Genomic DNA, 25,581 nt, shown 5'->3' on the forward strand with positions numbered 1-25,581 from the left:
GCGCCGTGCCGCAGCGGGTCAGCGCGCCACCGTGTCCACCCCCGCGGTGAGCCGCGTGATCCGAGCGGGCGGGGCGGCGGCCGGAAGGATGATCCGCAGCAGCGCGCCACCGCGTGCGGACCGAGCGACGGTGACCCGGCCGGCGTGGGCGTCGACGACCCGCTGCACGATCGACAAGCCCAGACCTGATCCCGGCAGCGCCCGGGCGCTGCCGGCACGGTAGAACCGGTCGAACACCCGCGGTACGTCGGCGGCGTCGATGCCCGGCCCGGCGTCGTCGACCTCAAGGACCGCCGACGCGCCCTCGGCACGGAGCCGGATCTGGACCGGCTGGTCAGCGGGGGACCACTTGCCGGCGTTGTCGATGAGGTTGAGCACCGCCCGCTGGAGCGCAGCGGGACGCCCGCTCACCCACACGGAGGTCACGTCGAGCGCGACCTCGATGTCGGGCACGCGGGAACGCGCCCGGGTCGCGGCGGCCACCACCACGTCGGCGAAATTGAGCAGCTCGGTGCTCTCGTCACTGACGTCGCCGCGCGCCAGGTCGGTCAGCTCGGCGGCAAGGGTGCTCAACTCGGCCACCTGGGCGCCGAGATCGTTGAGCAGCCGGGTCCGGCTCTCCGCCGGCAGTGCGCTGTCCAGGGTGCCGCGCCGATCGAGCCGGATCAGCAGCTCAACGTTGAGGCGCAGGCTGGTGAGCGGGGTGTTGAGTTCGTGGGCGGCATCCTCAGCGAGCAGCCGCTGCGCCCGCCGGGAGTCCCGGAGCGCGGCGAGCATGTCGTTGATTGACTGGATCAGCCGCCGGATCTCCCCGCCGCCCTCGTCCGGGATGTCGGCGTCGAGGTCCCGGGTCTGCGCGACACGAACCGCGGCGGCAGTCAGCCGGTCGATCGGTGCCAGCCCGGTCCGCGCCACGGTCCGCCCGACAAGGGCGCCCCCGGCCACGCAGAGCAGTCCGATCAGCAGCATGCCCAACCCGAATCGGTTGATCGGGCTGTCGTCGCTGTTGCGGGCCACCTGGACCGCGCCGTCGCCCACCCGCAGCGTGTAGATGAGGTAGCCGTCGTCGTCGCTGTCGTTCGACTCCATCAGGTCGGCCGACGCGCCCTGCGCCACGCGCCCGGCGGGCCCGCTGACGGGGGGCAGCGCGGGTTGGCCGGCCGGCGTCCGGGTCGAACCGTCGGGCAGGATGACCCGCACCAGCCGACCGGATCCGGGATACGGCGGTAGCTGGACCTGCGCCAGACCGGTGTGCTCCACGGTCGTCGCCAGGACGCGGGAGTCCGCGCGTAGCTGATTCTCGGCGTTGTCCTGCAGCTCCGAGTCCAGCAGCTCGCTGGCCACCTGAAAGGCCACGAACACGCTGACCGCGATGGCCGTCGCCGCGATCACCGTCAGCCTGGTCCGCAGGGACCGCCGGCGCCACCATCGGGTCAGCCGACGCGGTTCCCGGCCGGCGGGCCTGCTCACGGAGGAGTCTCCCGCAGCGTGTACCCAAAGCCGCGCAGCGTGTAAATCAATCGCGGCTCACCCTCGGCCTCCATCTTGCGGCGCAGATAGCTCACGTACACCTGAAGGTTGTTGGCGGTGGTGCTCATGTCGAAGCCCCAGATCGCCTCGAACAGCGCGTCGCGGGTCAACACCCGGGTCGCATTGCGCACGAGAACCTGTAGCAGGGAGAACTCGGTCCGGGTCAGATACAGCGGCCGCCCACCCCGCCACGCCTCGAACCTGTCGGGATCGAGCCGGACGTCGGCGAACGACAGGATCTGCGACTCGTCGTCGCCCGGCGCGCGGCGGCGCAGCAGAGCCCGGACCCGGGCCAGCAACTCCTCGGTGGCGAACGGCTTGGGCAGGTAGTCATCGGCGCCCGCGTCGAGCCCCGCGACCCGGTCCGAAACCTGATCCCGGGCGGTCAGCATCAGCACCGGCAGATCCCGACCCGCCGCCCGCAACCGCCGGCAGGTCTCCAACCCGCCGAGGCGGGGCATCATCACGTCGAGGATCAGCAGATCCGGCGCCGCGTCACCGATACCGTCGAGCACGGCGAGACCGTTGGCGGCGGTGCTAGTGCCGTAACCCTCGACCTGAAGCACCCGCTCCAGCGACTCACGGATGGCCGCCTCGTCATCGGCGATCATGATCCGCACGCCGCTCCGCTCCCTCCAGTTGATGCTTTTGCGCTCATCCTCCCCGATCAACCTGAGGGCAGGATTAATACTGCGAAGGCAGTAGGCGAATCGAGTTCAGCTCGTGTTGGTTGGTCTGCCTGTGACGGACGTTGATGTTGATCGGTGGCATGGGGAGTTGGACCGGCCGCACGCCCGGATCGGGCCTCGGTCTCGCCGGTCGGAACCACGGCTGCGGGTGCGTCAGTACCTGTGCGGGCTGGGCTTGGGCCTGGGGCGCAAGAACGGCTGGACCCTGGCTGAGCACGCCGGGGATGTGTCGCCGGACGGGATGCAGAGGTTGTTGCGGTGGGCGGACTGGGACATCGACGCGGTCCGTGACGAGTTGCGGGACTACGTCGTTGAGCACCTCGGCGATACGGCCGGTGTGCTGATCGTCGACGACACCGGGTTCCTGACAAGGGCAGCCGGTCGGCCGGGGTGCAGCGCAGTATTCGGGCACCGCCGGGCGGACGGAGAACTGCCAGGTCGGGGGTGTCAACTACTGAGCATGGCTGATCACCGGGTCGATGCTTACCTCGGGCGTGACCTGCGGCAAGCCGTCAATCCCACCGACGGGTGGCGTCGGCCGGCGATTCACGGTGCTGATCAGGTTTGGAGATAGATCATTCAGCCTGAGTGCGATGCCGCACCTCCACGGGGCCGGCGAGAGCGTTGGCGGTAAGTCCCTCGGCGATGGCGAAGAGGCCGATGCCGGCGAGGAACTCGGCGAAGATCCGCCGGAGTCGTGGTGGTGATGTGCGCTGTTCAGCAGTGGGCGGAACGCGACGGTGTTCCTGGTTGCTCTGCTAATGGCCTGCGCTATCGGACACTACGCGTAACCCCCGGGGGGCGAGCCTCAAGGCGCGTGACCAGCAGCTTTTCCTTCTCCGGCAAACGCTTGGCGCCCCGACGGCTATAACCGGGAGAATGCTCGCAACGCGGGGAGTGTAGGCATTGTTCATCGACGTGCGCGCCCGCTGATTCTGATCCCGCCGCTATCAACATCCCATGGGAGGTTCACGGAATGACCACACGCAGGACACGGGCGCGAGTAGGTTTTACGGCGCTCGCCGCGCTTGGGCTCGCACTGTCCGCCGCAAATCCAGCCATGGCCGCCAACACATACGCTTTTGAAGGTAGCGACTACGCCGCAACCAACCCGGCCTGGAGCAACTGGTTCGAGGTGTGCGACGTGGAGAAGGACGGCAACGGCGTCTATGCCCAATTCCGCGACAGTTACGGGAACTACATTGGCGGATTTGACGCCAAATACTGGGACAGTGATGGGTCGGCTGGCGGGTGCAGGAGCGGAAACCTCTCTGGTTATGTCGCAAAGATCCAGGTCTGCGAGGACGATTGGGGCGATGACACCTGTTCCGGCTGGAAGTCTGTAACTCATTAGTGCGGCAGTTCTTGCAGCGCCGTTGCGCGAACATCGCAGCCACTGAACGGTGATGGAGACGGAGACCCCCCGGATCTCTCCGGGGGTCTCCGTCTACGAAGCTGGACGTACCGAACTCAACGATGCGTGAGCCGCGCGTTCAGCCCGCACGATGGCTGGTCTCAATGAGCAGAGCCGCCCCGCTCAGGAGCGCGGCGGCCAGCCGGCATCCTGGAGGTGGTGTTCGACCTCGTGGACGAAGTTGGCGCACAGCTCACCGATGGTCATGCGCGTGCCGTCGCTTCGGCGGCCTGTCCTGGGCATCTGGCCCTCAGTGACGGCTTGGAGAGTGCTCGCTGCGGCGGCTGCCCACCGACGCAGGTCGGCACACGCCTCCGCGGCCTCAACTGCCCAGTACGCGTGACGCACCGCCGCGTCGTCCTGGTCCCAGTTCTCGAACCGCGGGTCCTCGAACGAGACCATCATGGCCAGTCGGGCCGGCAGCAGCCGGCAGAGATCGCGGACGTGGCAGGCGTACTCCGTCGGTGACCAGGTCTGGGGTGCTGGCCGTTGGCGGGCAGCGGGGCCGGCGAGCACCGTTTCCCAGCCGATCATGGCGGTGTGAAGGCTTCGTGCTGCCTCGCCCGGAGCGATCGTGCCCGCCTCGAAGCCGCACTCCGGGCAGCCGGATGTGACAACGATGGACCAGTTTCGGGGATCACGGGGGGTTGGCTCCGGCGCGGCCTGCGGTCTGGATGAACTGTTGTCGACCATGGGTTTCCTATCGCTGCGGGCGGTCGTCGTCCCAGACGGCCGCGCTGATGCGCCAGCCAGCGCCGGTGCGCACGAACTGGATCGACTTCATCCCGCCGCCGGCGTGGGGGGCACCGTTCAGGCGGCCCTGCTTGGAGTACCTCCCGAACCACTGCGCGATGTCGCCGAACAGGTCCAGTCGGCCCGACCGGGCTTGTTCCTGGAAGTCGGTGAGCGTGCCGTCGGTGAGCATGGCTTGCCGGGGCGCGATGAACGCGTCGACGTCGTACACCGCGGGATCCATCCCGCACGTTCGGACGATGATGGCTCCCGGCAGCATCGCCTCGCGCAGTGCCGCCATGCGTTCGTCGACTCCGAAGCCGGAGGCGAAGGCGCCGAAGTAGCAGTGGACGAGTGCGAGGATCTCCTCCTGGTCGCTGCTGGCCGTTGCCGACGTTCGCCAGTCGTCTTCGGTCAACGCGAAAAGAAGCTGCGTTGCCCAGCCGTCGTTGAACCGGATGTTGTCGACCAGCCGCGCTTCCTGGGTGAAGCCCAGGCGTCGCAGGAGTCGGGCCGAGGGCTCATTGTCGTCGACGCACACCGCGGTGATGCGGTGGAGGCCCAGGTCCTCGAAGCCTAGGCGCAGCATCTCGGCGGCGGCTTCGGCGGCGTACCCCCTCCCCTGATGGGCGCGCCCGAATGCGAAGCCGAGTTCCCCTTGCCTGTGCTCGGCGCTGGCCCACTTCAGGAGGACCTCTCCGATCACGGTTTTCGTCTCGCGCAACTCCACGGCGAGCACCAGCCACTGGCCCGGTTCGGTGAGGGTCGCCTGGTCTAGCTTCCTGACGAGCGCAGCGTTCGTCGCTTCCCGGTCGCGGACGGGCCACGGAAGGAATCGCACGACCTCGGGATCGCCGTGGAACTCGAACAGGTCGTCGAGGTCGTCAGCGCGGTGTGGCCGCAGCGCCAGCCGTGGAGTGAGGATCGGGTAGTCGGGCCGGAACGCGTCGTGCATCGTGCGACTCCTCTGGTCGTGTTCGGGTCAAGGCCGGATCGCGATCTTGACTGCCTGTCGTTTGTCCATGGCTTGGTAGGCGGTCGCAACGGCATCGAGGGGGATCTCGGCCGAGAAGACAGGCGACGGGTCCAGCCGCTCGGCGAGGACGTCGGCAAGGAGGGGCTCTAGGTAACGGCGGGCAGGGGCGACCCCCGCCCGCAGGGTGATGTTGTGGCGAAACAGCCGGTAGAGGTCGACATGATCCACTCCATGTGGCACACCGACAGAGCCGATCGTGCCGCCGGCCCGGACCAGGTCGATCGCGAGGTCGAGGGCGGACTGGGTTCCTGCGCATTCGGCCACACCCGGCACACCACCCTCGGTCGCTTCCCGGATGAGGCCGACAGTCGCCGGGTCGTCCGCGGAGAGAACGTCCGTCGCCCCCATCCGTGTGGCGAGCGCGCTCCGGTCGGCGTGACGGCCGACGAGGATGATCCGTGCTGCTCCTGCACGACGTGCGGCGAGCGTTGCGCAGAGCCCGACGGCACCGTCGCCCACAACGACGGCGGTAGCACCCGGCCGGACTCCGGCCAGCGTGATGGCGTGGGCGCCGGTCGCCATCACATCGGTCAGCGGCAGCAGTCGGCGCAACAGCTCCGCGTCAGAATCCGTACGCACCGTGACGAGCGTCGCGTCGGCGAACGGCACGCGGACCGCCTCGGCCTGACCCCCGCCGTTGCCACCGCCCCAGAATCCGCCGGCAGGGCAGGAGGTGAACAGGCCATCGCGGCACGCGCGGCAGGTTCCGTCCGCGAAGGCGAACGGGGCCAGGACGAGGTCGCCGGGCCTGACACGAGCGATGTCCGCGCCGACCTCCTCGACGACCCCGACCCACTCGTGTCCCATGCGATCGCCGGGCGTGAACGACTCCTGGCCCCGGTAGGGCCACAAATCGGAACCGCACACGGCGGCCAGGGACACCCTCACCACGGCGTCACCACGCTGCTCGATGATCGGGTCGGGGACGTCGATTGCGTCCACCCGGCCAGCCTCGTACAGCACCGTCGCCTTCATGGCGGATAACAGTAGGCTGCAGCAGACCCTTCGCCCATGCCATTTCGATTGGGATCGGGGGTGCTGACCGTCGATAAGGAGTTGATTCTTCGTGACGACCGGCGAATCGTCATCTTGGGATGCTGCGGATGTCGCGATCATCCGCGAGCTCAGCCGTGACGGCCGGATCAGCGTTGCCGAGCTGGGCCGCCGTGTGTCGCTGAGCCGCCCGGCGGTCGCCGAGCGGATGCGGCGGCTCGAGGACTCCGGCGTCATCAAGGGCTACGGGGTCCACCTTGACCTCGCCCGGCTCGGGCTGGGCCTACGCGCCCATGTGTCCCTGCGTCCCCGGCACCGTTCCGTCCGCAACGCCCAAGGCGTGCGTGAGCAGCTGCTCGCCGTGGGGCACGTGCTCTCCTGCGTCCATGTCACCGGGCACAACTGCTATGAGCTGGCCATCGCCGTGCGGGACGCGGAGCACCTGGAGCAGGTCATCGAGCGCCTCATGGAACTGGGCGACACCACCACCAGCGTCGTCCTCTCCGAACCCGTACACCCACGTGACGTCGACGTCGCCGCATGGATCCGAGACAGCTGAGCCACGCTGCCGTTGTCGAGTAGGTCGAGCGCAGGCTCCGGCTGAGCATCCAGCCGACCCGGCCGGCGACGATCTTGAGGTCGCCAGCTGACCCGCCTGGTCTGATCCGGTGAAGGCGCCGACCTCGACCAGCGCGGGGGCCTCGTAGCCCATCGTCTTCTCGTTCATGCTGTTCACCTCGTCATCGGTGAATTGAGGCGATCCTTGTGACTGCCTCGCTGACGCCCATCAGATATCCGAGGGTGCTGACCGGCGATCGCGTCTTCCTGTCCGGGCCAGACGCGCGACGGGTCGCCAGCGGCGGTGCGGCCGTCCCGGACAAGGTCCCGTACAGGACTTCGCACAGGGTGCCGCCCGTTCGACGTTGTGGGGTTGGCGAAGCAGGAGCGGTGGGCGGGGACGGCTGTCACTCGGGTGAACGATGCGGGCCGGCGCTCTCTGTCCTAGGCGGTTGGCGGGCTTCGTCCGCGGCTGTGGTCAGGGCAGTATTCGAGGGCGCGTGATGGATGGCACCATCCTGAGCCATGGTGGTTGCACGCTGAGCCAAGCGGTGCCACAATGGCACCACGGGAGGTTGAGGTGTGCGGCGAGAGCCGCGCATCGAGGCTTCGATCAGACGACGCGGTGGAGGCATTTCGTCACGGCCTACGGGCGACGACGTCGTTGAACAGGCACTGCCTCCGTAAATGACAACCCAGTCCCGTTGTTCTCCGCCGCCTGGTTGGCGGTCCGTCACGGGTGACCGTCGCGGCTACTCATCATCGATGACAGGAGTTCTCCCGCATGTTCGCCAGATTCGGACGCGCCATCGTCCTCAATCCATGGAAAGTGATCGCGGTATGGCTCGTGCTGCTCGTCGGCTCCTTCTTCGCGCCGTCCCTCGCTGATCAGGTCAGCACCGACCAGGCCAGCTTCCTGCCGTCCCGCTACGAGTCGGTGCAGGCGCAGGAGGTTGCGGAACGCGCGTTCGGCCAGGGCGACGGAGCGAGCGCCACCATCGTCGTCAAGCGCGGCGACGGCCAGCCACTCGGCGCCGCCGACACCGACCGGGTCAATCAACTCGCCCAGACGATCCAAGGCGCCGGCATCGACCGGGTCGGTGCCGCGGTCACCGGGCCGCAGGCCGTTTCGCCGAACAAGCTGGTGCAGCTCGTCAACATCTCGCTCACCGGCCCACCCGCCGACCCGGTGCTCGGCGACGCGGTCGTGTCGATCCGCGACAAAGCAAATTCCACCCTGGAAGGTTCGGGCCTGTCGTACGCGGTGACCGGAGATGTCGCCCTGCTCGTCGACAACCAGGACGCCTTCGACACCGCGCTGCTGGTCGTCAGCATCGTGACCCTCGCCCTGGTCGTCGGCCTCCTGCTCATCATCTACCGCAGCCCGGTCGCGGCCTTCCTGCCGGTCGTGGTCGTCGGCGTGGTCTCCGCGGTGTCGAGTGCGGTCATCACCCTGTTCGTCAAGGCGTTCGGCATGCAGGTGGACCAGTCACTGCTGACCATCCTCACCGTGGTGCTCTACGGTGTCGGCACCGACTACATCGTCTTCCTGCTGTTCCGCTACCGGGAGCGGCTACGCGCCGGTGACGCCCCGAAGAACGCGCTCGCCACGGCGGTCAGCCGGGTCGGTGAGGTCATCGCGTCGGCTGCCGCGGCGATCGTGATCGCGTTCGGCGCACTTCTACTCGCGGTGTTCGGCGGCTTCCGGAGTCTTGGCCCGGGCCTTGCCATCGGGGTGGTCGTCATGGCGATCGCCGCGGTCACGCTGGTGCCGGCCATCGTCTCGCTCATCGGCACCAAGGTGTTCTGGCCGTCGAAATCCTGGCAGCGCACCCCTCAGGGCAGCATCTTCCAACGCCTGGGTCGGTTCACCGGGCGTCGGCCGGCGGTGGTCGCCCTCGCCTCGGGCGGCGTCATGGTCGCGTTGGCGCTGGGCGTGTTCGGCCTGAAGGTCGACTACGACCAGGTCGCGCAGCTGCCCGCCAACACCGAGTCGGCGCGCGCCCTCGACGACCTGAAGACCGGCTTCCCCGCTGGAGCCCTCAATCCGACCACCGTCTACGTCCGCGCCGACAACGGCCAACGACTCGACCCGGCGACACTCACCGGGTACGCGCAGTCATTGGCTCAGGTACCGGGGGTCGGCAGCCTGATGCCCGCCGCTGACGGCAGTCCTGCCGCCGTCAGCTCGGACGGCACGGTCGCCCAGATCAACCTGCTGCTGAACACGAGCCCGTACTCGACGGCGGCCCTCGACCTGGCCGGTGACGACCTTCGGCAGGTGGCCCACGATCAGGCCCCGGCCGGGACGACCGCGCTGGTCGGAGGCGTCAGCTCGGTCTTCGCCGACATCCGCGACGCGAACAACCGCGACCTGTGGGTGATCTTCCCAGTGGCCGGGGTGCTGATCGCCGTGATCCTGGGGCTGCTCCTGCGCAGCATCGTCGCCCCGGTATACCTCATGATCGCAGTCGGCCTCGGCTTCATGGCGACGCTCGGCGCGACCGTCCTGGCCTTCCAGGGCATCGGCGGCCGGTCGGGCCTGTCATTCTCTCTGCCGATCATCCTGTACCTGTTCGTGGTCGCGATCGGCACCGACTACAACATCCTCATGATCGCCCGGCTCCGCGAAGAGGCACGAGCCGGCAACGATCCGCGCACCGCCGCCTCATTGGCGATCCACCACGCTGGGCCGTCGGTGGCCGCCGCCGGTCTGATCCTCGCCGGCACGTTCACGTCGATGCTGTTCGCCGGGGTGTCGTTCCTGACCGAGATGGGCTTCGCGGTCTCGGTGGGAATCGTGCTGTCCGCGTTCATCATGTCCCTGTTCCTCGTCCCCGGGGTCACCGCTCTCCTCGGCCACGCCGCCTGGTGGCCGGGGCATGGCGACGCCGTCCGGTCAGTTCCGCCGGCGGGGCCGACCTCGGCCGACGAACCGCGGCCACAGGGCGCACCGGTGCGCTGAACGGTCGGACGCGGTGGGCGCGGGCCGAGCGTCCCGCCCACCGCGCTCCCCGACAACGCCTATCAAGGCGTGGGCGGGGTCGCCGTCTCGACTGCGGCGGTCACCTGGCCAGGTAGCCCACCGGGGCGAGCAGCGTGATCCCCGCATAGCCGGCGTCCCCGGCGGGGACGACGCTGCCCAGCAGCAGCAGAGCGAAGCCCAGCCCGAGCGAGTACGCCACCGACCGCCAGCCAGCAGCCCATCACCGCGTCGGTGACGCTCACGGCGGTCACCACCACCGCGAGGATCAACCCGAGCGCGTCGACGGCGATGCCGGTTGAATGCATTGAGTATCACGAATCTATGCGAATCCGCTTAATTCTGAAGATCCCTTTCCCATGCCGGCCCACCGGCCTGGCTGCGGGTGCGGTTGGCGAGCACATCATCCGCCGTTGGCGTACAAGACGAACGACGCAAGGATGTGTCCAAAAACACATTGGCGCCTGCATGCGCAGGTCGCACTGATTCGATCTCTCTCGATAGCTCCTCGCGCACTTGCGGTCCATGGAATGACATAGATACAGAACGATTCCTTCGGTAGCTTCACCTCTCGATGGCAGCCGTCGCCGAGCGGCATGGAGACGGCTTCGAGAGCACCGGAAACGGTTGCTGAACAGGGGGAGTCAGCCGGATGGATTTGTCAAGCAAAATCCGTTGTCCGAGAAGCCTGAGACGCCTGGGGGCCGCCGCACTGACTGCGGCCGTCGCAACAATCGCCTTACTCACCGCTCCCGCGGGCGCTCGCGCCGGGGCGAACCCCTCGCCGGCTTGGATCAGCGGCTCCGATCTGAGCACCAGCAGCGCACCTGCCCCGGTGCGGCTGCCGGGCGACAAAGCGGTGCGCAACTACACGCCCACACAGTTGAAGTCGTTCGAGCGCACCGGCGGAGACCCCGAGGTGCTGGCGTACTGGACGCCAGAACGGATGAAGGCAGCCAAGCCGCTGGATGCCCCCGGAGATGCGGAATGGGTCGAGAACAAGGCCCGCGCCGTGGCCAGCAAGGCGGCCGCCGTCGCGGCGAAGCCGGTGGCCGCCCAGATCTCGCAGAGCGGGACCAACGCCCCGCCACCGGTGACGAACTTCTCGATCACCAATGGCAAGTTGTTCATCGGTGGGTACGAAAGTGGCTCGTGGTGCTCGGCGTCAGCGATCAACACCTCGTCCAAGCGCGTGCTGATCACCGCCGGTCACTGTGTCCATGACGGACAGGGCGGCACCTGGCTGCAGAACCTCGTCTTCGTGCCGGGATACAACGCCTTGAACACCGACCACGACCCAGTCGGCCGCTTCCAGGCGTACTGGCTGCGGACCTTCAATGAGTGGATCAACAACAGTAACCTCAACCGGGACGTCGGCTTCGTGACCACCTACTCCGGCGGCGACTGGAACACGACAGTCGTCAACACCATCGGCGGGCACGGCCTGGTCTACAACGGTGGCACCGAGTTCGACACGTCGATCTTCGGATATCCGAGCAACCGTGACGGCGGCAACGTCATGTGGGCCTGCTGGGGCACGGCCACCGACAACAGCATCCTGGACAACAAATCCAAGATCACCTGCAACTTCGGAGGTGGCTCCTCGGGCGGACCGTGGACCTGGAACTACGACAACGCCAGCGGACTCGGCTCGGTCCGCTCGGTCATGTCCACGGTGAACAGCGAAGGCGTCAACAAGGGGCCATACTTCGACCAGGCTGTCGTCGACGCGATGAACGCCGCCAACGCTGATTGGTAAGTTGAACTCATGAGAATAATGCGGCCACCACTTCCACTGGCTGCTTGGCTGCTGGCTGTGGTGGCCGCATTGAGCGCCTGCGGCTCCGCAGCCGAGCCCGGCAGCGACACGTCAGGCGTCCGAGCGCCGACCGGACCGACGCGGCCGGAAGCGTTGCCGACCCGGAGCGACCTAATCGACGCGCAGGTTGTTCAGTGGCGCGATTGGCGCAGTGTCGACGATCGCACCCTCGAGGTCACCGTGACGGCCGGACCCGCCGACTGTTACGGCGCCGAACCGGAAGTGACAGAAAGTGAAACCGCGGTGCGCCTCCGGATCCGCGTCGGACTGCTATCCGAAGCGGCCGGCAAGGAGTGCCCAGCAATCGCCAAGGAGTCGGTGGTCCCGGTGCGACTCACGTCCGCCCTGGGTAATCGCAAGGTCGAACCTCTGAGCTGACGCCAGATCGGCAGACGACTAGCCGTCGCCTGAGATCATCGGCGTGACGATCCTTTGCAACGCCGGTCTCCGTATGCCCGCGATCGCGGAGCGCCTCGTCGTGCAGACGCTCTCCAATGAGGCGCAGCTTGCCCGTCTCGCGGCCCTGGGTAAATCCTGCCGTGCCCAAGCGTCCCGCATTTCAGTTAGCGTCAGGGCCTCCTACGGAGGCGGTTATCCGCTAGCCGTCAAATGGGAACTCCTCCTGCACGACGAGGATCTGGCGGTGATTCGACCTCTTCTAGAGGCGGCTCATGCTCACCCACGGCTGCGTCAGCTGTCCCCGTCGATCAGTCACCGCACAGTCCTCTTCCTTGAGTCCAACCCGGAAGACCGTTCGAAACCCATGATCAAGATCCTGCGCACCCGCGACGGCCGGTTTCAACTAGAGGGCACAGACGTCTCCGAGCCTCAGCAGGCCGTGCCCCTTGAAGAGGTTCTTGCACATGCTGCATCTGCTATGCCCTAGCGAGGTCACATGAGGAAGCGGTCAACCTTCCAGTGCGATGGGAAGGGCGACCGCGGCGTCGCCGCGACAGGTCGGCACCACGGCGCCCGCTGACCACTAGACCGCTGCTGATCTCAGGCGCGAGACCTGCCGAGACGGTGGTGGGCGCTCATCCGTGGGTCGGAGGGGTGTGCTCCGCGCGGACGATCACCACGTGCAGACTGCGGGGGCCGTGGACGCCCTCGACCCGGTTGAGTTCGATGTCACTGGTGGCCGAGGGACCACTGATCCAGGTGAGGGGGCGGCGGGGGTCGAGGCGCGTGAGGGCGTCCGGCACCCCCGCCACGACCTGGTCGGCACGCAGTACGCAGATGTGCACGTCGGGCAGAAGCGTGATGACCCGCCGTCCCTGGTCGGCGGCCGCGTCGAGGATCACCGTCCCGGTCTCGGCGACCGCCACCGCCGCTGCGGTGACCACCCCGTCGGCGGTGGCGATCTCGTCGGTCGGGAGATCGTCGTCGGCGAGCGCCTCGACGGTGTCGGGCAGCCAGTGGCGGGGCAGCCCCAGCGGGATGACGACCCGCCGTCCGCCGAGGATCCCGTCGACGACCTGCGCCACCTCGCCGTCGGAGCACTGGTGCACCGTCGCCCGGTAGTCGATGAGCCGGTGCACCAGGACGTCCAGGTGCACGGCGCTGCCAGGCGGCCGATAGTTCCGCGCGACCGCGCCGGGGGAGCTGGGTGGCGGGCCGAGAGCCGCACGCAGTCGACCGAGGATCAACTCGCGGGAGGTCATCGTTGCACCCACCATTCGCGGAAGGTCTGCGGAGGCGGCTGCGGCAGATCGCGGCTTACGGTCCAGCCGGACAATGGCGGAGGAACGCCCCGGCCACGCCGGCCGGCGAAGCGGGCGAGCCGCGATCCGCGCTGGGCGGCCTCGTACAACGGCAGGTGATCCATGGTGTACGCGGCGGCGGCCATGGTGATCGCCTCGGCGTTCGGCAGGCGATGCTCGCTGCGGTATGCCGTCACGTGCTCCGCGCGCAGGTGCACCAGGATCGACGGGATGTCGATCTTCACCGGGCAGGCGTCGAAACACGCGCCGCACAGCGATGAGGCGTACGGCAGGGAGGCATTGTCCTCGACGCCGGTCAGCTGTGGTGAGAGCACAGCGCCGATCGGTCCGGGATAGACGGACCCGTACGCGTGGCCACCGGTGCGCTCGTAGACGGGGCAGACGTTGAGGCAGGCCGAGCAACGGATGCAGTGCAGCGCCTGACGGCCGACCTCGTCGGCGAGCACTGCGCTTCGACCGTTGTCCAGCAGCACGAGGTGGAAGTCCTGCGGTCCGTCGCCGGGAGTGACGCCGGTCCACATCGACGTGTACGGGTTCATCCGCTCACCGGTGGAGGCCCGGGGCAGCAGTTGCAGGAACACCTCCAGGTCCGCCCAGGTGGGGATGACCTTCTCGATGCCCATCACGGTGATCAGGGTGTCCGGCAGGGTCAGGCACATCCGGCCGTTGCCCTCGGATTCGACCACCGCCAGGGTGCCGGTCTCGGCGACTGCGAAGTTCGCCCCGGAGATCGCGACACGGGTGCTGAGGAACGTACGACGTAGGTGGCGACGGGCCGCCGCGGCCAGGATCGCGGGTTCATCGCTCAGCGCCGGGTCCACCCCGGGCATCTCGCGCAGGAAGATCTCGCGGATCTCCGCCCGGTTGCGGTGGATCGCGGGGACCAGGATGTGGCTGGGCTTGTCCCGGCCGAGTTGGACGATCAGCTCGGCGAGGTCGGTCTCGACCGGTTCGATGCCGGCGGCCTCCAGCGCCTCGTTGAGGCCGATCTCCTGGGTGGCCATCGACTTGACCTTCATGACCCGGTCAGTGCCGGTCGCGGTGACCAGGTCGGTGACGATCCGGTTGGCCTCGACGGCGTCGGCCGCCCAGTGCACGGTGCCACCCGCGGCGGTGACCGCCGTCTCCAGTTGTCGCAGCAGCTCCGGCAGGCGGGCCATGGCGTCGGCCTTGATGGCCTGGCCGGCGTCGCGCAGTTCCTCCCAGTCGGGGACCTCGCTGATGACGGCGGCGGACTTGGCCCGGATGGTGGTGGTGGCGTGCCCGAGGTTGCGGCGTAGTTGGGCGTCGGTGAGGCCGCGCCGGGCCGCGACCGGGAAGGGCTCGTCGCCGCGCAGGTGCCCGACACCGCGCGGCGCGGTGGCCGGCATGCCGAGGAAGGTCCGGGTCATACCGGCACCCCGCCCGTCCGCGGCTGCGGCTGCTCGATCGGGTCCGTGGTGCGCTCGGTGCTGGCCAGGATCTCCGCGAGGTGCACGGTGCGTACGCCGGTGCGCAGCCGGGCCAGGCCACCACCGATGTGCATCAGGCAGGAGGCGTCCCCGGCGGTGCAGACGTCGGCCCGGGTGGCCAGCACGTGGCGCATCTTGTCGGCCAGCATCGCCGTCGAGGTGTCCGCGTTCTTCACCGCGAACGTGCCGCCGAAGCCGCAGCACTGCTCGGCCTGCGGCAGCTCCACCAGGTCCAGGCCGCGGACCGCACGCAACAACCGCAGCGGCTTGTCCGCCACCCGGATCATCCGCAACGAGTGGCAGGTCGGGTGGTACGTCACCCGGTGCGGATAGTAGGCGCCGAGGTCGGTCACCCCGAGGACGTCGACGAGCAGTTCCGACAGCTCGTACGTGCGGCGGGCAACCTCCTCGGCCTGGCTGGCTAACCGCTCGTCGCCGGCCCTCCGGGCGACCATCGCGTGCTGGTGGCGCACCGAGCCGACGCACGAGCCGGACGGGGCCACCACCACGTCGTACGGGGCGAAGGTCCGCACATGCCGACGTACCAGACGCAGCGCGTCGTCCGGATAGCCGGTGTTGATGTGCATCTGCCCGCAGCAGGTCTGGTCCTGCGGAAAGACGACCTCGTGACCGAGCCGTTCCAGCAGCCGTACCGTTGCCGTGGCCGCCGCTGGGAACAGGGTGTCGGCCAGGCACGTGACGAACAAAGCTATTCGCATGGTCAGTCGTCCCATCCGAGGCGTCGGGCAGCTGCCCGCCACGCTGCAGTGTCGCCGCGTGGCTCGTACCGCACGATCTGTTGGCTCTGCCGTAGCACGGACCGCAGCGACGCCAGGTCACCGCCGATCACGCCGAGGGCGCGGGCTTGCACCAGCGCGTTGCCCAGGGCGGTGGCCTCGACCGGCCCGGCGAGCACCGGCAGTTCGCAGGCGTCGGCGGTGAGCTGACACAGCAGGTCGTTGCGGGCGCCGCCGCCGACGACGTGCACGGCGTCGACGTGTCGGCCCGAGAGGCGTTGCGCCTGCTGGACGGCCCGCCGGTGCGCCAGGGCGAGGCTGTCCAGGATGCACCGGACGGTGGCCGCCGGGTTGGCCGGCACCGGCTCCCCGGTGCGCCGGCACGCCACGGCGATGCGTGCGGGCATGTCGCCGGGGGGCAGGAAGGTGGGGTCGTCCGGGTCCACCACGCAGCGGAAGGCTGGCTCGTCAGCCGCCTGCCGCAGCAGGGCGGGCAGGTCCGTGGTGCCCCAGGTTCGCAGTGACTCCTGCAGTGGCCAGAGGCCCATCACGTTACGCAGGTAGCGGACCGTGCCGTCGACGCCGAGTTCGTTGGTGAAATTGGCCCTCCGGCTCGGCTCGCTGAGCACCGGGGCGTCCAGCTCGACGCCGATCAGAGACCAGGTGCCGCAGGAGATGTAGGCGAAGTGCTCACCGACCGCCGGCACACCGACCACCGCCGAGGCCGTGTCGTGCGATCCCACCGCCACCACGTCAGGCGATCCGGGTAGGTCGAGCGCGGGCAGGACCGGACCAATCCGGGTGCCCGGCTCGCGCAGCGGCGGGAACAGCTCGCTGCGGATCCCGGCGTCGGTCATCAGGTCGGTCGCCCAGGCGCGGCGACGCAGGTCGTACAGCTGGGTGGTGGAGGCGTTGGTGACTTCGGCGCCGACCTCACCGGTGAGCCAGTACGCGAGGAGATCCGGAATCAGCAGCAACCGGTGCGCGGCCTCCAACTGGGGTGTGCCAGCGGCGGCGGCGAGCTGGTAGAGGGTGTTGAACGGCAGGTGTTGCAGCCCAGTCGTGGCATAGAGCCGCTCCGGTCCGAGCTGCTTCGCCACCCGGTCGCTGACGCCCTCGGTACGCCCGTCGCGGTAGTGCACCGGGTTGCCGAGCAGAGCCCCGGTGGCGTCGAGCAGCCCGTAGTCCACCGCCCAGGTGTCGATGCCGATTCCAGCGACCGGGCCGGCAGCGCTCAGCCCTTCCAGCACGCCCCGGTAGAGAGCCAGGACATCCCAGTGCAGGGTGCCTGCCACCCGCACGGGTTCGTTGCGGAACCGGTGCGCCTCCGTGAGCTCCACCATCCCCGGTCCGACGCGCGCGAGCATGACCCGACCGCTGGACGCGCCCACGTCCACAGCGGCCAGTCGCACGGCGGTCATCAGCGGAGGAAGGCCGCGGCGACACCGGCGTCCACCGGGACGTGCAGGCCTGTGGTGTGCGACAGTTCGCCGCCGGTGAGCACGAAGACCGCGTTGGCGACGTGCTCGGGCAGCACCTCCCGCTTGAGCAGGGTGCGCTGGGCGTAGAACTCGCCCAGCTTCTCCTCCGGCACGCCGTAGACGGCGGCCCGTTGGGCACCCCAGCCTCCGGCGAAGATGCCGGAGCCGCGGACCACCCCGTCCGGGTTGACACCGTTGACCCGGATGCCGTGGCCGCCGAGCTCGGCGGCAAGCAGTCGGACCTGGTGGGCCTGGTCGGCCTTGGCCGCCCCGTACGCCACGTTGTTCGGACCGGCGAACAGGGAGTTCTTGCTGGAGATGTAGACGATGTCCCCGCCCATTCCCTGCGCCAGCAGCACCCGCGCGGCCTCCCGGGAGACCAGGAAGGAGCCCTTGGCCATCACGTCGTGCTGGACGTCCCAGTCCGCCTCGGTCGTCTCCAGCAGCGACTTGGACAGCGACAGCCCGGCGTTGTTGACCACCAGGTCCACCCCGCCGAAGGCCAGCACCGCCTCGCGTAGGGCGGCAGCCACGGCGTCACCGTCGCTGACGTCGGCCGCAACGGCAACCGCCACGTCGGTGGTGCCGATCTCGGCGGCGACGGCAGCGGCCGCCGGCGCGTCACGGTCGGCGACCACGACACACGCGCCCTCCGCGGCGAGTCGGCGGGCGATCGCCCGGCCGATCCCGGAGCCACCTCCGGTGACGAACGCGACCCGAGTGGCGAGGGCCTTCGGCTTCGGCATCCGCTGGAGCTTCGCCTCCTCCAGGGTCCAGTACTCGATCCGGAACTTCTCGGCCTCGTCGATCGGCGCGTAGCGCGACACGGCCTCCGCGCCGCGCATCACGTTGACGGCGTTGACGTAGAACTCCCCGGCGACACGGGCGGTCTGCTTGTTGGCGCCGAAGCTGAACATGCCCACCCCGGGCACCAACACCACGGCCGGGTCGGCGCCGCGCATCGGCGGGCTGTCCGAGGTGGCGTGCCGCTCGTAGTAGGCGCGGTAGTCGTCGCGGTAGGCGGCGTGCAGTTCCCGGAGTCGGGCGATCACATCTTCGAGCGGCGCGGTGGGCGGCAGGTCGAGCACCATCGGGCGGACCTTGGTGCGTAGGAAGTGGTCCGGGCAGGACGTGCCAAGCGCGGCGAGCGCGGGGTGCTTCGCCCGCGCCACGAAGTCGAGTACCACGTCGCTGTCGGTGAAGTGGCCGACCTGCGGCCGGTCGGTGGACGTCAGACCCCGCAGCACCGGGAACAACGCCGCCGCCCGCCGCCGTCGCTCGTCGGTCGGCAGCGGCTCGTAGCCGGCGATGACCGGCCCGAAGGGCTCGGCCCGGCCCCGCTCGTCCAGATACGCCTGCGCGGACCGGATGATGTCCAACGAGTTGCGCTCGCACTCGTCGCTGGTCGCGCCCCACGCGGTGATGCCGTGACCGCCGAGGATCACGCCGATCGCCTGCGGGTTGGCCCGTGCCACCGCGGCGATGTCCAGGCCGAGCTGGAAGCCGGGCCGCCGCCACGGAACCCACAGCACCCGGTCGCCGAAGATCTCCTTGGTCAGCTCCGGCCCGTCGGCGGCGGCGGCGATCGCGATACCGGCATCGGGGTGCAGGTGGTCGACGTGCGTCGCGTCGACCAGTCCGTGCATGGCGGTGTCGATGGACGGCGCGGCGCCGCCCCGGCCGTGCAGGCAGTAGTCGAACGCCGCGACCATCTCATCCTCCCGCTCGACGCCGGGGTAGACGTCGACGAGGGCGCGGAGCCGGTCCAACCGCAGCGCGGCCAACCCGGACGGGGTGAGGGTGCCGAGGTCACCGCCGGAGCCCTTCACCCAGAGCAGCTCGACCGGGCCACCGGTGACCGGGTCGGTGGCCGCACCCTTGGCGGAGGTGTTGCCCCCGGCGTAGTTCGTCGTGGTCGGGTCGGCGCCGAGCCGGTTGCTACGCGCGATCAGCGCCTGAACCTCGGATTGCATGTCCTCACGTCCCCAGTCTGCGTTTCTCAGTGGTGGTCAGGCGCCCCAGCCGGCCTGCTGGCCGCCGGCGCGTTCGGCGCGGATGGTGTCGAAGTAGCCGGAGCGGGCGTACGCGGCCATCGGGTCCGGATCCAGGCCCAGGTCCGTACGAAGCTCGGCGAGCAGCGGTCGGACGTCGGTGTTGTACGCGTCCATCAGCACGGCGTTGGCGGCGAGCACGTCACCGCTGAGCTGAGCGGCGGCCAGGGCTTCCGCGTCGACGAGCAGCGCCTTCGCGGTGGCCTCCTGCACGTTGAGCACCGAGCGGATGATGGCCGGGATCTTCGCCTCGATGTTGTGGCACTGGTCGAGCATGAACGCGATGCCGGCCTCCGGCGCCAACGCTTCGCCCCGGACGATCTCGTACATGATCCGGAACAGCTGGAACGGGTCCGCGGAACCGACCATCAGGTCGTCGTCGGCGTAGAAGCGCGAGTTGAAGTCGAACGCGCCGAGCTTCCCGACGCGCAGCAGGAACGCCACGATGAACTCGATGTTCGTGCCCGGGGCGTGGTGCCCGGTGTCGATGACCACCTGGGCCTTCGGGCCCAGCTCCAGGCAGTGCGCGTAGGCGGTGCCCCAGTCCGGCACGTCGGTGGTGTAGAAGGCCGGCTCGAAAAGCTTGTACTCCAGCAGCAGCCGTTGGTCGTCGCCGAGCCGGTCGTACGTCTCGCGCAGCGCCGCCGCGAGCCGGTCCTGCCGGGCGCGGATGTCGTCCTGGCCGGGGTAGTTGGTGCCGTCGGAAAACCAGAGCTTCAGGTCACGGGAGCCGGTGCGGTCCATGATGTCCACACACTCGAGCAGGTGGTCGATGGCCTTGCGGCGCACTCCCGGGTCGGGGTTGGTGACGCTGCCCAACTTGTAGTCGTTGTCCTGGAAGACATTGGCGTTGATCGCGCCCAGACCGACGCCGTGATCCCCGGCGAACGCGGCCAGGTCGGCGTAGTCGTCGACCCGGTCCCACGGGATGTGCAGCGCCACCGTGGGTGCGATGCCGGTGAGCCGGTGGACGACCGCCGCGTCGGCGACCTTCTCGTACGGGTTACGCGGCACCCCTTCCTGCGGGAAGACCTTGAAGCGGGTCCCGGAGTTGGCGTACGCCCAGGAAGGCGTCTCGATGCGCTGGGACCGCAGAGTCAGCTTGACCCGTTCGAGGGTCCGCGCGTCGGGCTGCGTCATGATGTTTCTCCCGTCTCTACGGCGGACCGCGCCGCAGGATCTGCGGCAAGCTGCGCCTCAAGGTTGAAGACCTCGTCCAGTGGCCGGATGGCGCGGTCGGGTGCGCCCTGGTCGAGGTCGACGAAGTACGACGCCATCCCCGCCTGCCAGCGGGCGTTGACGTCACTGGCCTGCATGGCGGCCTGGGCCGCCGCGAAGTCGTCGGTGACCAGATAGCCCACGAGCAGGCCGTCCTCGCGGAGGAAGAGCGAATAGTCCCGCCAGCCGCTCTCGGCCAGTGCGGCGAGCATCTCCGGCCAGACCCGCTCGTGGCGGGCGCGGTATTCGTCCAGACGTTCGGGGTCTACCTGAAGGGTGAAGCAGACGCGGGGCACGGTTCTCCCGTCGGCTCCCCGGTCGGTGCACGGCGTGCGCCGGCACCGACCGGGAGGGCGATCAGAACTGGAACTGGTCGATGTTGTTCTTGTCGAACACGGTGGGTGGGCCGAGGATGACCACCCCGTCCTTCCCGACGGTGAACTCGCCGAGCTTGCCGGCCTTGAACGTGTCGCCCTCGGCGCCGGTGATCTGACCGGAGGCCAGCGCCGCGCCGGCGTACGCGGCCAGGTAGCCGAGGTCGGCCGGACTCCACAGGGCGAACGCGTCGACGGTGCCGTCCTTGACGTACTGGCGCATCTGGTTCGGGGTGCCCAGCCCGGTCAGCTTGACCTTGCCCTTGTACTGCGACCCACTGAGGTAACGGCCGGCCGCCGCGACACCGACCGTGGTCGGGGAGATGATGCCCTTGAGGTTCGGGTACGACTGCAGCAGACCCTGGGTCTCCTGGAAGGACTTCTGGTCGTCGTCGTTGCCGTACGCCACGGTGACCAGCTTGATCTTGCTGTATTCGGGCTTCGTCAGCTCGGTCTTCATCAGCGCGATCCAGGCGTTCTGGTTGGTCGCGTTGGCGGTGGCGGAGAGGATGGCGATCTCGCCCTCGCCGCCGATCTGCTGCGAGATGAGCTTGACCTGGTTCTCGGCGATGCCCTCGGCGGTCACCTGGTTGACGAAGATCTGCCGGCACTCGGGCTTGGTGTCGGAGTCGAAGGTGACGATCTTCGCGCCGGCCGCCTTGGCCTGGTTGAGGGCCCCGCAGATCGCGTTCGGGTCGTTGGCCGAGGTGACGATCACGTCCATGCCCTGCTGGGACAGCGTGTTGATGTAGCTGACCTGGGAGGAGGCGCTGGCCTCGGAGGGGCCGACCTCTTTGAACTCGCCCTTGAACTCGGTGACCGCGTCCTTGCCGCCGTTGTCCGAGACGGTGAAGTAGGGGTTGTTCAGGGCCTTCGGCAGAAAGGCGATCTTCAACCCTTCCTTGATGGCGGCGTCGGGATTGGCGGCACCGCTCGCCTGGTTGCCGGCGCCGGCGTCGTCGGTGGAGTTGTCGCGGGTGGTGCCGCCACAGGCGACGCTGAGCAGCAGTGCGGCGAGGGCGAGGCTGGTGGCCCCGACCCGGAGGCCTCTGCGGTATGCGGACATCGTCATCCTTCCGGGGGTGGTGGGTGTGCGGGGGAGCGTCACGAAGCGACGGCGTGCCGCTGTCGTCGACGGTGCAGCCGGGCGCGGATGTCCGCGACGGCGTTGGGCAGCACGACGGATGCGATGAGCAGGCTGCCGGTGACGATCGTCAGCGCGTTGGCGTCGACGTCGGCGAGTTGCAGCGCGTTGCGCAGGACGCCGAGGAGCAGCACGCCGGCCACCACACCGAGCAGGGCACCCCGGCCGCCGAAGATCGACACACCGCCGAGCAGCACAGCGGTCACCACGGTCAACTCCAGCCCGGTGGCGTTGTCGCCGCGGGCGCTGGCGTACCGCAGCGTCCAGAAGATGCCGACCAGCCCGCACACCGCGCCGGAGACCACGAAGAGCCAGAACTTCGCCCGGGCCACCGAGACGCCGGTGAACGTGGCGGCCTGGTCGTTGTTTCCCATGGCGTAGAGCGCGCGACCGGCGGCGGTGGCGTGCAGCACGACCCCGAAGGCCACGGCGAGCAGCAGCAGCGGGACCACCACGACCGGGATCGACGTGCCGGGGATGGTGCGCACCACGGCGGCGGTCCAGTCAGCCGGGAAGTCGGCGACCGCCTGATCGCCGAGCACCACGAAGGACAACCCCCGGTAGAGGGCGAGCGTGCCGATGGTCACCGCCAGCGACGGCAGACCGAAGCCGGTGACGAAGAGGCCGTTCACCGCGCCGAGCGCGGCGCCCAGCAGCACCACGAGGACGCAGATCAACTCCAGGGACAGTCCGCTGGAGAGCCACAGCTGCCCCATCAGCGTGCTGGACAGCCCGACCATGCTGGCCACCGAGAGGTCGATCTCACCGGTGATCACGATCAGGGTCATCGGCAGCGCGATGAGCGCCAGCGGCATCAGGTCGAGCAGTAGGAACTGGGCGTTGCGGCCGGTGGCGAAATTCTCCACGGTCAGGCTGGCGACCAGCACGGCCACCACGAGGGCGGCGACGATCACCGCGTCCCAGGAGCCGACCAGCCCGCGTAGGCCGGCGAGGCGGCCCGCGCCGGGCTCGGCCTCGGCGGTGGTCGGTGCGGCGTACAGGCTGTCATGCGCCATGCGCGCTTCTCCCTCGGAGCCGGGCCGCCACCCGGAGGGCCAGGAGCCGGTCCAGCCCGATGGCGGCGAGGATGAGTGCGCCGACCACGGCCTGCTGCCAGAACGGGTCGATGCGCAGGACGGCGAGTGAGCTGCCGATCGTGGTCAGCAGCACGGCGCCGAGTGCCGCGCCGTAGGCGCTGCCGCTGCCTCCGAAGATCGCCACCCCGCCGACCACGGCGGCGGCGACGACCTGGAGTTCCAGGCCGGTGCCGGCGGCCGCGTCGAGGGTGCCGAACCGGGCCGCGTACAGCACGCCGGCGAGCCCGGCGAGCGCACCGCTGGCGACGAAGACGGCGAACACCCGCCGGCCTACCGGAATGCCGGAGAGCCGGGCGGCGGCCGGTTCGGAGCCGATCGCGTACAGCTCCCGGCCGCTGCGGTAGGAACGCAGGTAGAAACCGACGGCGGCGACGACGACCAGCGCGACGAGGAACAGCACGGGTACGCCGAGCACCGTCTGGTTGCCCAGGCGCAGGAACGACGGGGGCATGTCGGCGGCGTTGATCTGCCGCCCGGAAGCCCAGTAGTAGTCGACGCCGCGGAAGGCGTAGAGGGTGCCGAGGGTGATGACCAGGGCGGGCACCCGGGCCACCGCGATCAGGCCGCCGTTGACCGCGCCGCACAGCGCGCCCAGCGCGACACCCGCGGCGAGCGCCACGGGCCACGGCGTACCGGGTGCGGAGAGGAACAGCGAGCCGGTGGCGAAGGCAACCAGACCCAGGATGGATCCGACGGACAGGTCGACGTTGCGGGTGACGATGACCAGGGTCTGGCCGACCGCCAGGATCACCAGGATCGCGCAGCCCAGCAGGAGGTCCTTGATGCTCTGGCCGCTCAGGAACCGGTCGTTGCGCAGGGTGGTCACCAGGACCAGCAGACCGAGCGCGATCAACAGGCTCAGCTCGCGTACGGCGAGCAGCCGTTCGGTGAGGCTGCGGCGCTGCCGACCGGTGTCGGTCGGGGCGTTCCCGGCGGCCCGTTCGGGCGCGCCGGCGTCGGTGAGGCTCATGCGGTCGCTCCTTGACCGGTGGCGGCGAACATGATGGAGGTCTCGTCCGCCTCGGCCCGGGGCAGCTCGCGAACCAGTCGCCCCTCGTGCATGACGAGAACTCGGTCGGCCATGCCGAGCACCTCGGGCAGCTCGCTGCTGATCATGAGGATGGCCAGGCCCTCGCCGGCCAGCTCGGAGAGCAGTCGGTGCACCTCGGACTTGGTGCCGACGTCAATACCGCGGGTGGGTTCATCGATGATCAGGACCCGTGGCTCGGTGGCCAGCCACTTGGCGAGCACGACCTTCTGCTGATTGCCGCCGGAGAGAGTCGCCACGGGCGCGCCGAGCCGGGAGGCCTTCACCTGTAACCGCCGCGTCCAGCGGCGGGCCTCGGCGCGCTCCCCGCCGCCGAGCAAAAGGCCCATCCGGCTCAGCGCCCGGCGGCGGGCCAGCGTGGCGTTGCGCTCCACCGACAACTCCATCACCAGGCCCTGCTGCCGTCGGTCCTCGGGGACCAGCGCCATGCCGGCGGCGATCGCCCGGCCCGGGTTCCCCGCCGGGACGGCCCGGCCAGCCACCAGCACCTCACCCGCGTCGTAGCGGTCGACACCGAAGACGGCGCGGGCGACCTCGCTGCGGCCGGCGCCGACCAGCCCGGCGAGCGCGACGATCTCCCCGCCCCGGACGGAGAACGACACGTCGGCGAAGACGCCGGCCCGGGTCAGCCCGCGAACCTCCAGCAGCGTGTCCCGCAGCTCGGCGTCCTGCTTCGGGTAGAGCGAGGAGACGTCCCGGCCGACCATGCGCCGCACCACCTCGTCGACGGTCAGGTCGGCGGCGCGGTCGCTGGAGACCCAGGCGCCGTCGCGCAGCACCGTGACGCGATGGCACAGGTCGAACACCTCGTTGAACCGGTGCGAGATGAACAGCACGGCCGCACCACCCTCGCAGAGCGACCGGGCGACCGCGAAGAGCCGTTCGACCTCCACCCCGGAGAGCGCGGCGGTGGGCTCATCCATGACCAGGACGCGGGCGTCGAACGAGATCGCCTTGGCGATCTCGACGAGCTGCTGGTCGGCGATGGACAGACCGCGCGCGGGTCGGGTCGGGTCGATGCGCACACCCAACCGTTGGAACAGCCGCTCGGTGTCGCGGTTCATCGCGGCGGTGTCGATGCGACGCAGACCGCGCAGCGGTTGCCGACCCATGAAGATGTTCTCCGCCACGGAGAGGTCCGGGAAGAGTGTCGGCTCCTGGTAGATGACCGCGATGCCGGCGGTCCGGGCGTCAGCGGGACCGCGCAGCCGCAGCGGTTGCCCGTCCAGGGTCATCGAGCCGGAGTCCGGTGCGTGTGCGCCGGCCAGAACCTTCACCAACGTGGACTTGCCCGCCCCGTTCTCGCCGACCAGGGCGTGGGCTTCACCGGAGTGCAGCGCCAGGTGCACCCCGCGCAGTGCGGCCACGGCCCCGAAGGACTTCGTCACGCCGTCGAGGACCAGCAGCGGAGCGTGCGCGCCCGGTGCGTCGGCGGTCATCCGAACTCCTCCTGAATCGTTTCATTAGCTGTTGCATGGACGGTAGGGGTCGGCCTTCGAGAGCGT

22 protein-coding genes and 1 pseudogene are annotated in these 25,581 nt (G+C 69.2%); 7 read left to right on the forward strand and 16 right to left on the reverse strand.

Translation table 11 applies throughout. The features are described 5' to 3' along the window. Positions 1 to 18: 18 nt before the first annotated feature. On the reverse strand, positions 19 to 1,470 hold the full coding sequence (locus AC5L30_RS10590) for a HAMP domain-containing sensor histidine kinase (RefSeq protein ID WP_494866812.1): 1,452 nt from the start codon (positions 1,468 to 1,470) through the stop codon (positions 19 to 21). Next, a complete protein-coding gene (locus tag AC5L30_RS10595) occupies positions 1,467 to 2,141 on the reverse strand; it encodes a response regulator transcription factor (RefSeq protein WP_494867198.1) in 675 nt (224 codons plus the stop codon). The genes AC5L30_RS10590 and AC5L30_RS10595 overlap by 4 nt, the downstream gene beginning before the upstream one ends. A gap of 130 nt (positions 2,142 to 2,271) precedes the next feature. Here AC5L30_RS10595 and AC5L30_RS10600 point away from each other — a divergent pair. Beyond that, positions 2,272 to 2,662: pseudogene (locus AC5L30_RS10600) on the forward strand (transposase); the annotation flags it as partial. Between the two features lie 533 nt (positions 2,663 to 3,195). Beyond that, complete coding sequence (locus AC5L30_RS10605; protein ID WP_494866813.1) at positions 3,196 to 3,573, forward strand: hypothetical protein; 378 nt, start codon at positions 3,196 to 3,198, stop codon at positions 3,571 to 3,573. A gap of 183 nt (positions 3,574 to 3,756) precedes the next feature. Here AC5L30_RS10605 and AC5L30_RS10610 read toward each other — a convergent pair whose 3' ends face one another. The 3 genes from AC5L30_RS10610 to AC5L30_RS10620 all read right to left on the reverse strand — a co-directional run bounded on the left by AC5L30_RS10610 (position 3,757) and on the right by AC5L30_RS10620 (position 6,376). Beyond that, positions 3,757 to 4,167 (reverse strand): DinB family protein, encoded by a 411-nt coding sequence (locus tag AC5L30_RS10610; RefSeq protein WP_494866815.1) that lies wholly within the window; start codon positions 4,165 to 4,167, stop codon positions 3,757 to 3,759. A 166-nt stretch (positions 4,168 to 4,333) separates the two neighbouring features. Next, complete coding sequence (locus AC5L30_RS10615) at positions 4,334 to 5,320, reverse strand: GNAT family N-acetyltransferase (protein ID WP_494866817.1); 987 nt, start codon at positions 5,318 to 5,320, stop codon at positions 4,334 to 4,336. Between the two features lie 27 nt (positions 5,321 to 5,347). Then, complete coding sequence (locus AC5L30_RS10620; protein WP_494866819.1) at positions 5,348 to 6,376, reverse strand: zinc-binding dehydrogenase; 1,029 nt, start codon at positions 6,374 to 6,376, stop codon at positions 5,348 to 5,350. A gap of 91 nt (positions 6,377 to 6,467) precedes the next feature. On the opposite strand from AC5L30_RS10620, the gene AC5L30_RS10625 reads away from it, so the two are divergent. The 5 genes from AC5L30_RS10625 to AC5L30_RS10645 all read left to right on the forward strand — a co-directional run bounded on the left by AC5L30_RS10625 (position 6,468) and on the right by AC5L30_RS10645 (position 12,640). Beyond that, on the forward strand, positions 6,468 to 6,953 hold the full coding sequence (locus AC5L30_RS10625; RefSeq protein ID WP_494866821.1) for an Lrp/AsnC family transcriptional regulator: 486 nt from the start codon (positions 6,468 to 6,470) through the stop codon (positions 6,951 to 6,953). Between the two features lie 783 nt (positions 6,954 to 7,736). Then, positions 7,737 to 9,917, forward strand: coding sequence for an MMPL family transporter (locus AC5L30_RS10630; RefSeq protein WP_494866822.1), 2,181 nt, complete (start codon positions 7,737 to 7,739; stop codon positions 9,915 to 9,917). Between the two features lie 670 nt (positions 9,918 to 10,587). Next, positions 10,588 to 11,694, forward strand: a complete 1,107-nt coding sequence (locus AC5L30_RS10635; protein ID WP_494866823.1) for a trypsin-like serine peptidase — start codon at positions 10,588 to 10,590, stop codon at positions 11,692 to 11,694. A 9-nt stretch (positions 11,695 to 11,703) separates the two neighbouring features. Then, the gene (locus tag AC5L30_RS10640) at positions 11,704 to 12,132 is read left to right on the forward strand and encodes a hypothetical protein (protein ID WP_494866825.1); all 429 of its coding nucleotides are present in this window, start codon (positions 11,704 to 11,706) and stop codon (positions 12,130 to 12,132) included. A 73-nt stretch (positions 12,133 to 12,205) separates the two neighbouring features. Then, a complete protein-coding gene (locus AC5L30_RS10645; protein ID WP_494866826.1) occupies positions 12,206 to 12,640 on the forward strand; it encodes a DUF6193 family natural product biosynthesis protein in 435 nt (144 codons plus the stop codon). Positions 12,641 to 12,788: 148 nt separating this feature from the next. On the opposite strand, the gene AC5L30_RS10650 is transcribed toward AC5L30_RS10645, so the two are convergent. The 11 genes from AC5L30_RS10650 to AC5L30_RS10700 form a co-directional block, all read right to left on the reverse strand. Next, positions 12,789 to 13,415 (reverse strand): LutC/YkgG family protein, encoded by a 627-nt coding sequence (locus AC5L30_RS10650; protein WP_494866828.1) that lies wholly within the window; start codon positions 13,413 to 13,415, stop codon positions 12,789 to 12,791. Next, positions 13,412 to 14,866, reverse strand: a complete 1,455-nt coding sequence (locus tag AC5L30_RS10655) for a LutB/LldF family L-lactate oxidation iron-sulfur protein (RefSeq protein WP_494866830.1) — start codon at positions 14,864 to 14,866, stop codon at positions 13,412 to 13,414. The genes AC5L30_RS10650 and AC5L30_RS10655 overlap by 4 nt, the downstream gene beginning before the upstream one ends. Continuing rightward, on the reverse strand, positions 14,863 to 15,645 hold the full coding sequence (locus AC5L30_RS10660) for a (Fe-S)-binding protein (RefSeq protein WP_494866831.1): 783 nt from the start codon (positions 15,643 to 15,645) through the stop codon (positions 14,863 to 14,865). The genes AC5L30_RS10655 and AC5L30_RS10660 overlap by 4 nt, the downstream gene beginning before the upstream one ends. A 2-nt stretch (positions 15,646 to 15,647) precedes the next feature. After that, positions 15,648 to 17,084: a rhamnulokinase gene (locus AC5L30_RS10665; RefSeq protein ID WP_494866832.1), complete on the reverse strand. Its 1,437-nt coding sequence runs from the start codon at positions 17,082 to 17,084 to the stop codon at positions 15,648 to 15,650. Further along, positions 17,084 to 19,117, reverse strand: a complete 2,034-nt coding sequence (locus AC5L30_RS10670; RefSeq protein ID WP_494866833.1) for a bifunctional aldolase/short-chain dehydrogenase — start codon at positions 19,115 to 19,117, stop codon at positions 17,084 to 17,086. Before AC5L30_RS10670 ends, AC5L30_RS10665 begins: the two co-directional genes overlap by 1 nt. A 36-nt stretch (positions 19,118 to 19,153) precedes the next feature. Continuing rightward, the gene (gene rhaI, locus AC5L30_RS10675; RefSeq protein ID WP_494866834.1) at positions 19,154 to 20,335 is read right to left on the reverse strand and encodes an L-rhamnose isomerase; all 1,182 of its coding nucleotides are present in this window, start codon (positions 20,333 to 20,335) and stop codon (positions 19,154 to 19,156) included. After that, positions 20,332 to 20,709 (reverse strand): L-rhamnose mutarotase, encoded by a 378-nt coding sequence (locus AC5L30_RS10680; protein ID WP_494866836.1) that lies wholly within the window; start codon positions 20,707 to 20,709, stop codon positions 20,332 to 20,334. The genes rhaI and AC5L30_RS10680 overlap by 4 nt, the downstream gene beginning before the upstream one ends. A gap of 61 nt (positions 20,710 to 20,770) precedes the next feature. Next, entirely contained in the window at positions 20,771 to 21,853 is a 1,083-nt protein-coding gene (gene rhaS / locus AC5L30_RS10685; RefSeq protein WP_494866838.1) for a rhamnose ABC transporter substrate-binding protein, read from the reverse strand. A gap of 38 nt (positions 21,854 to 21,891) precedes the next feature. After that, positions 21,892 to 22,947 carry an ABC transporter permease gene (locus AC5L30_RS10690; RefSeq protein ID WP_494866839.1) on the reverse strand — a complete coding sequence of 352 codons (1,056 nt, stop codon included), beginning with the start codon at positions 22,945 to 22,947 and terminating at the stop codon, positions 21,892 to 21,894. Continuing rightward, a complete protein-coding gene (locus AC5L30_RS10695) occupies positions 22,937 to 23,998 on the reverse strand; it encodes an ABC transporter permease (RefSeq protein WP_494866840.1) in 1,062 nt (353 codons plus the stop codon). Before AC5L30_RS10695 ends, AC5L30_RS10690 begins: the two co-directional genes overlap by 11 nt. Continuing rightward, positions 23,995 to 25,515, reverse strand: a complete 1,521-nt coding sequence (locus tag AC5L30_RS10700) for a sugar ABC transporter ATP-binding protein (RefSeq protein ID WP_494866841.1) — start codon at positions 25,513 to 25,515, stop codon at positions 23,995 to 23,997. Before AC5L30_RS10700 ends, AC5L30_RS10695 begins: the two co-directional genes overlap by 4 nt. Positions 25,516 to 25,581 lie beyond the last annotated feature (66 nt).

The organism is Micromonospora sp. BQ32 (assembly GCF_059358895.1).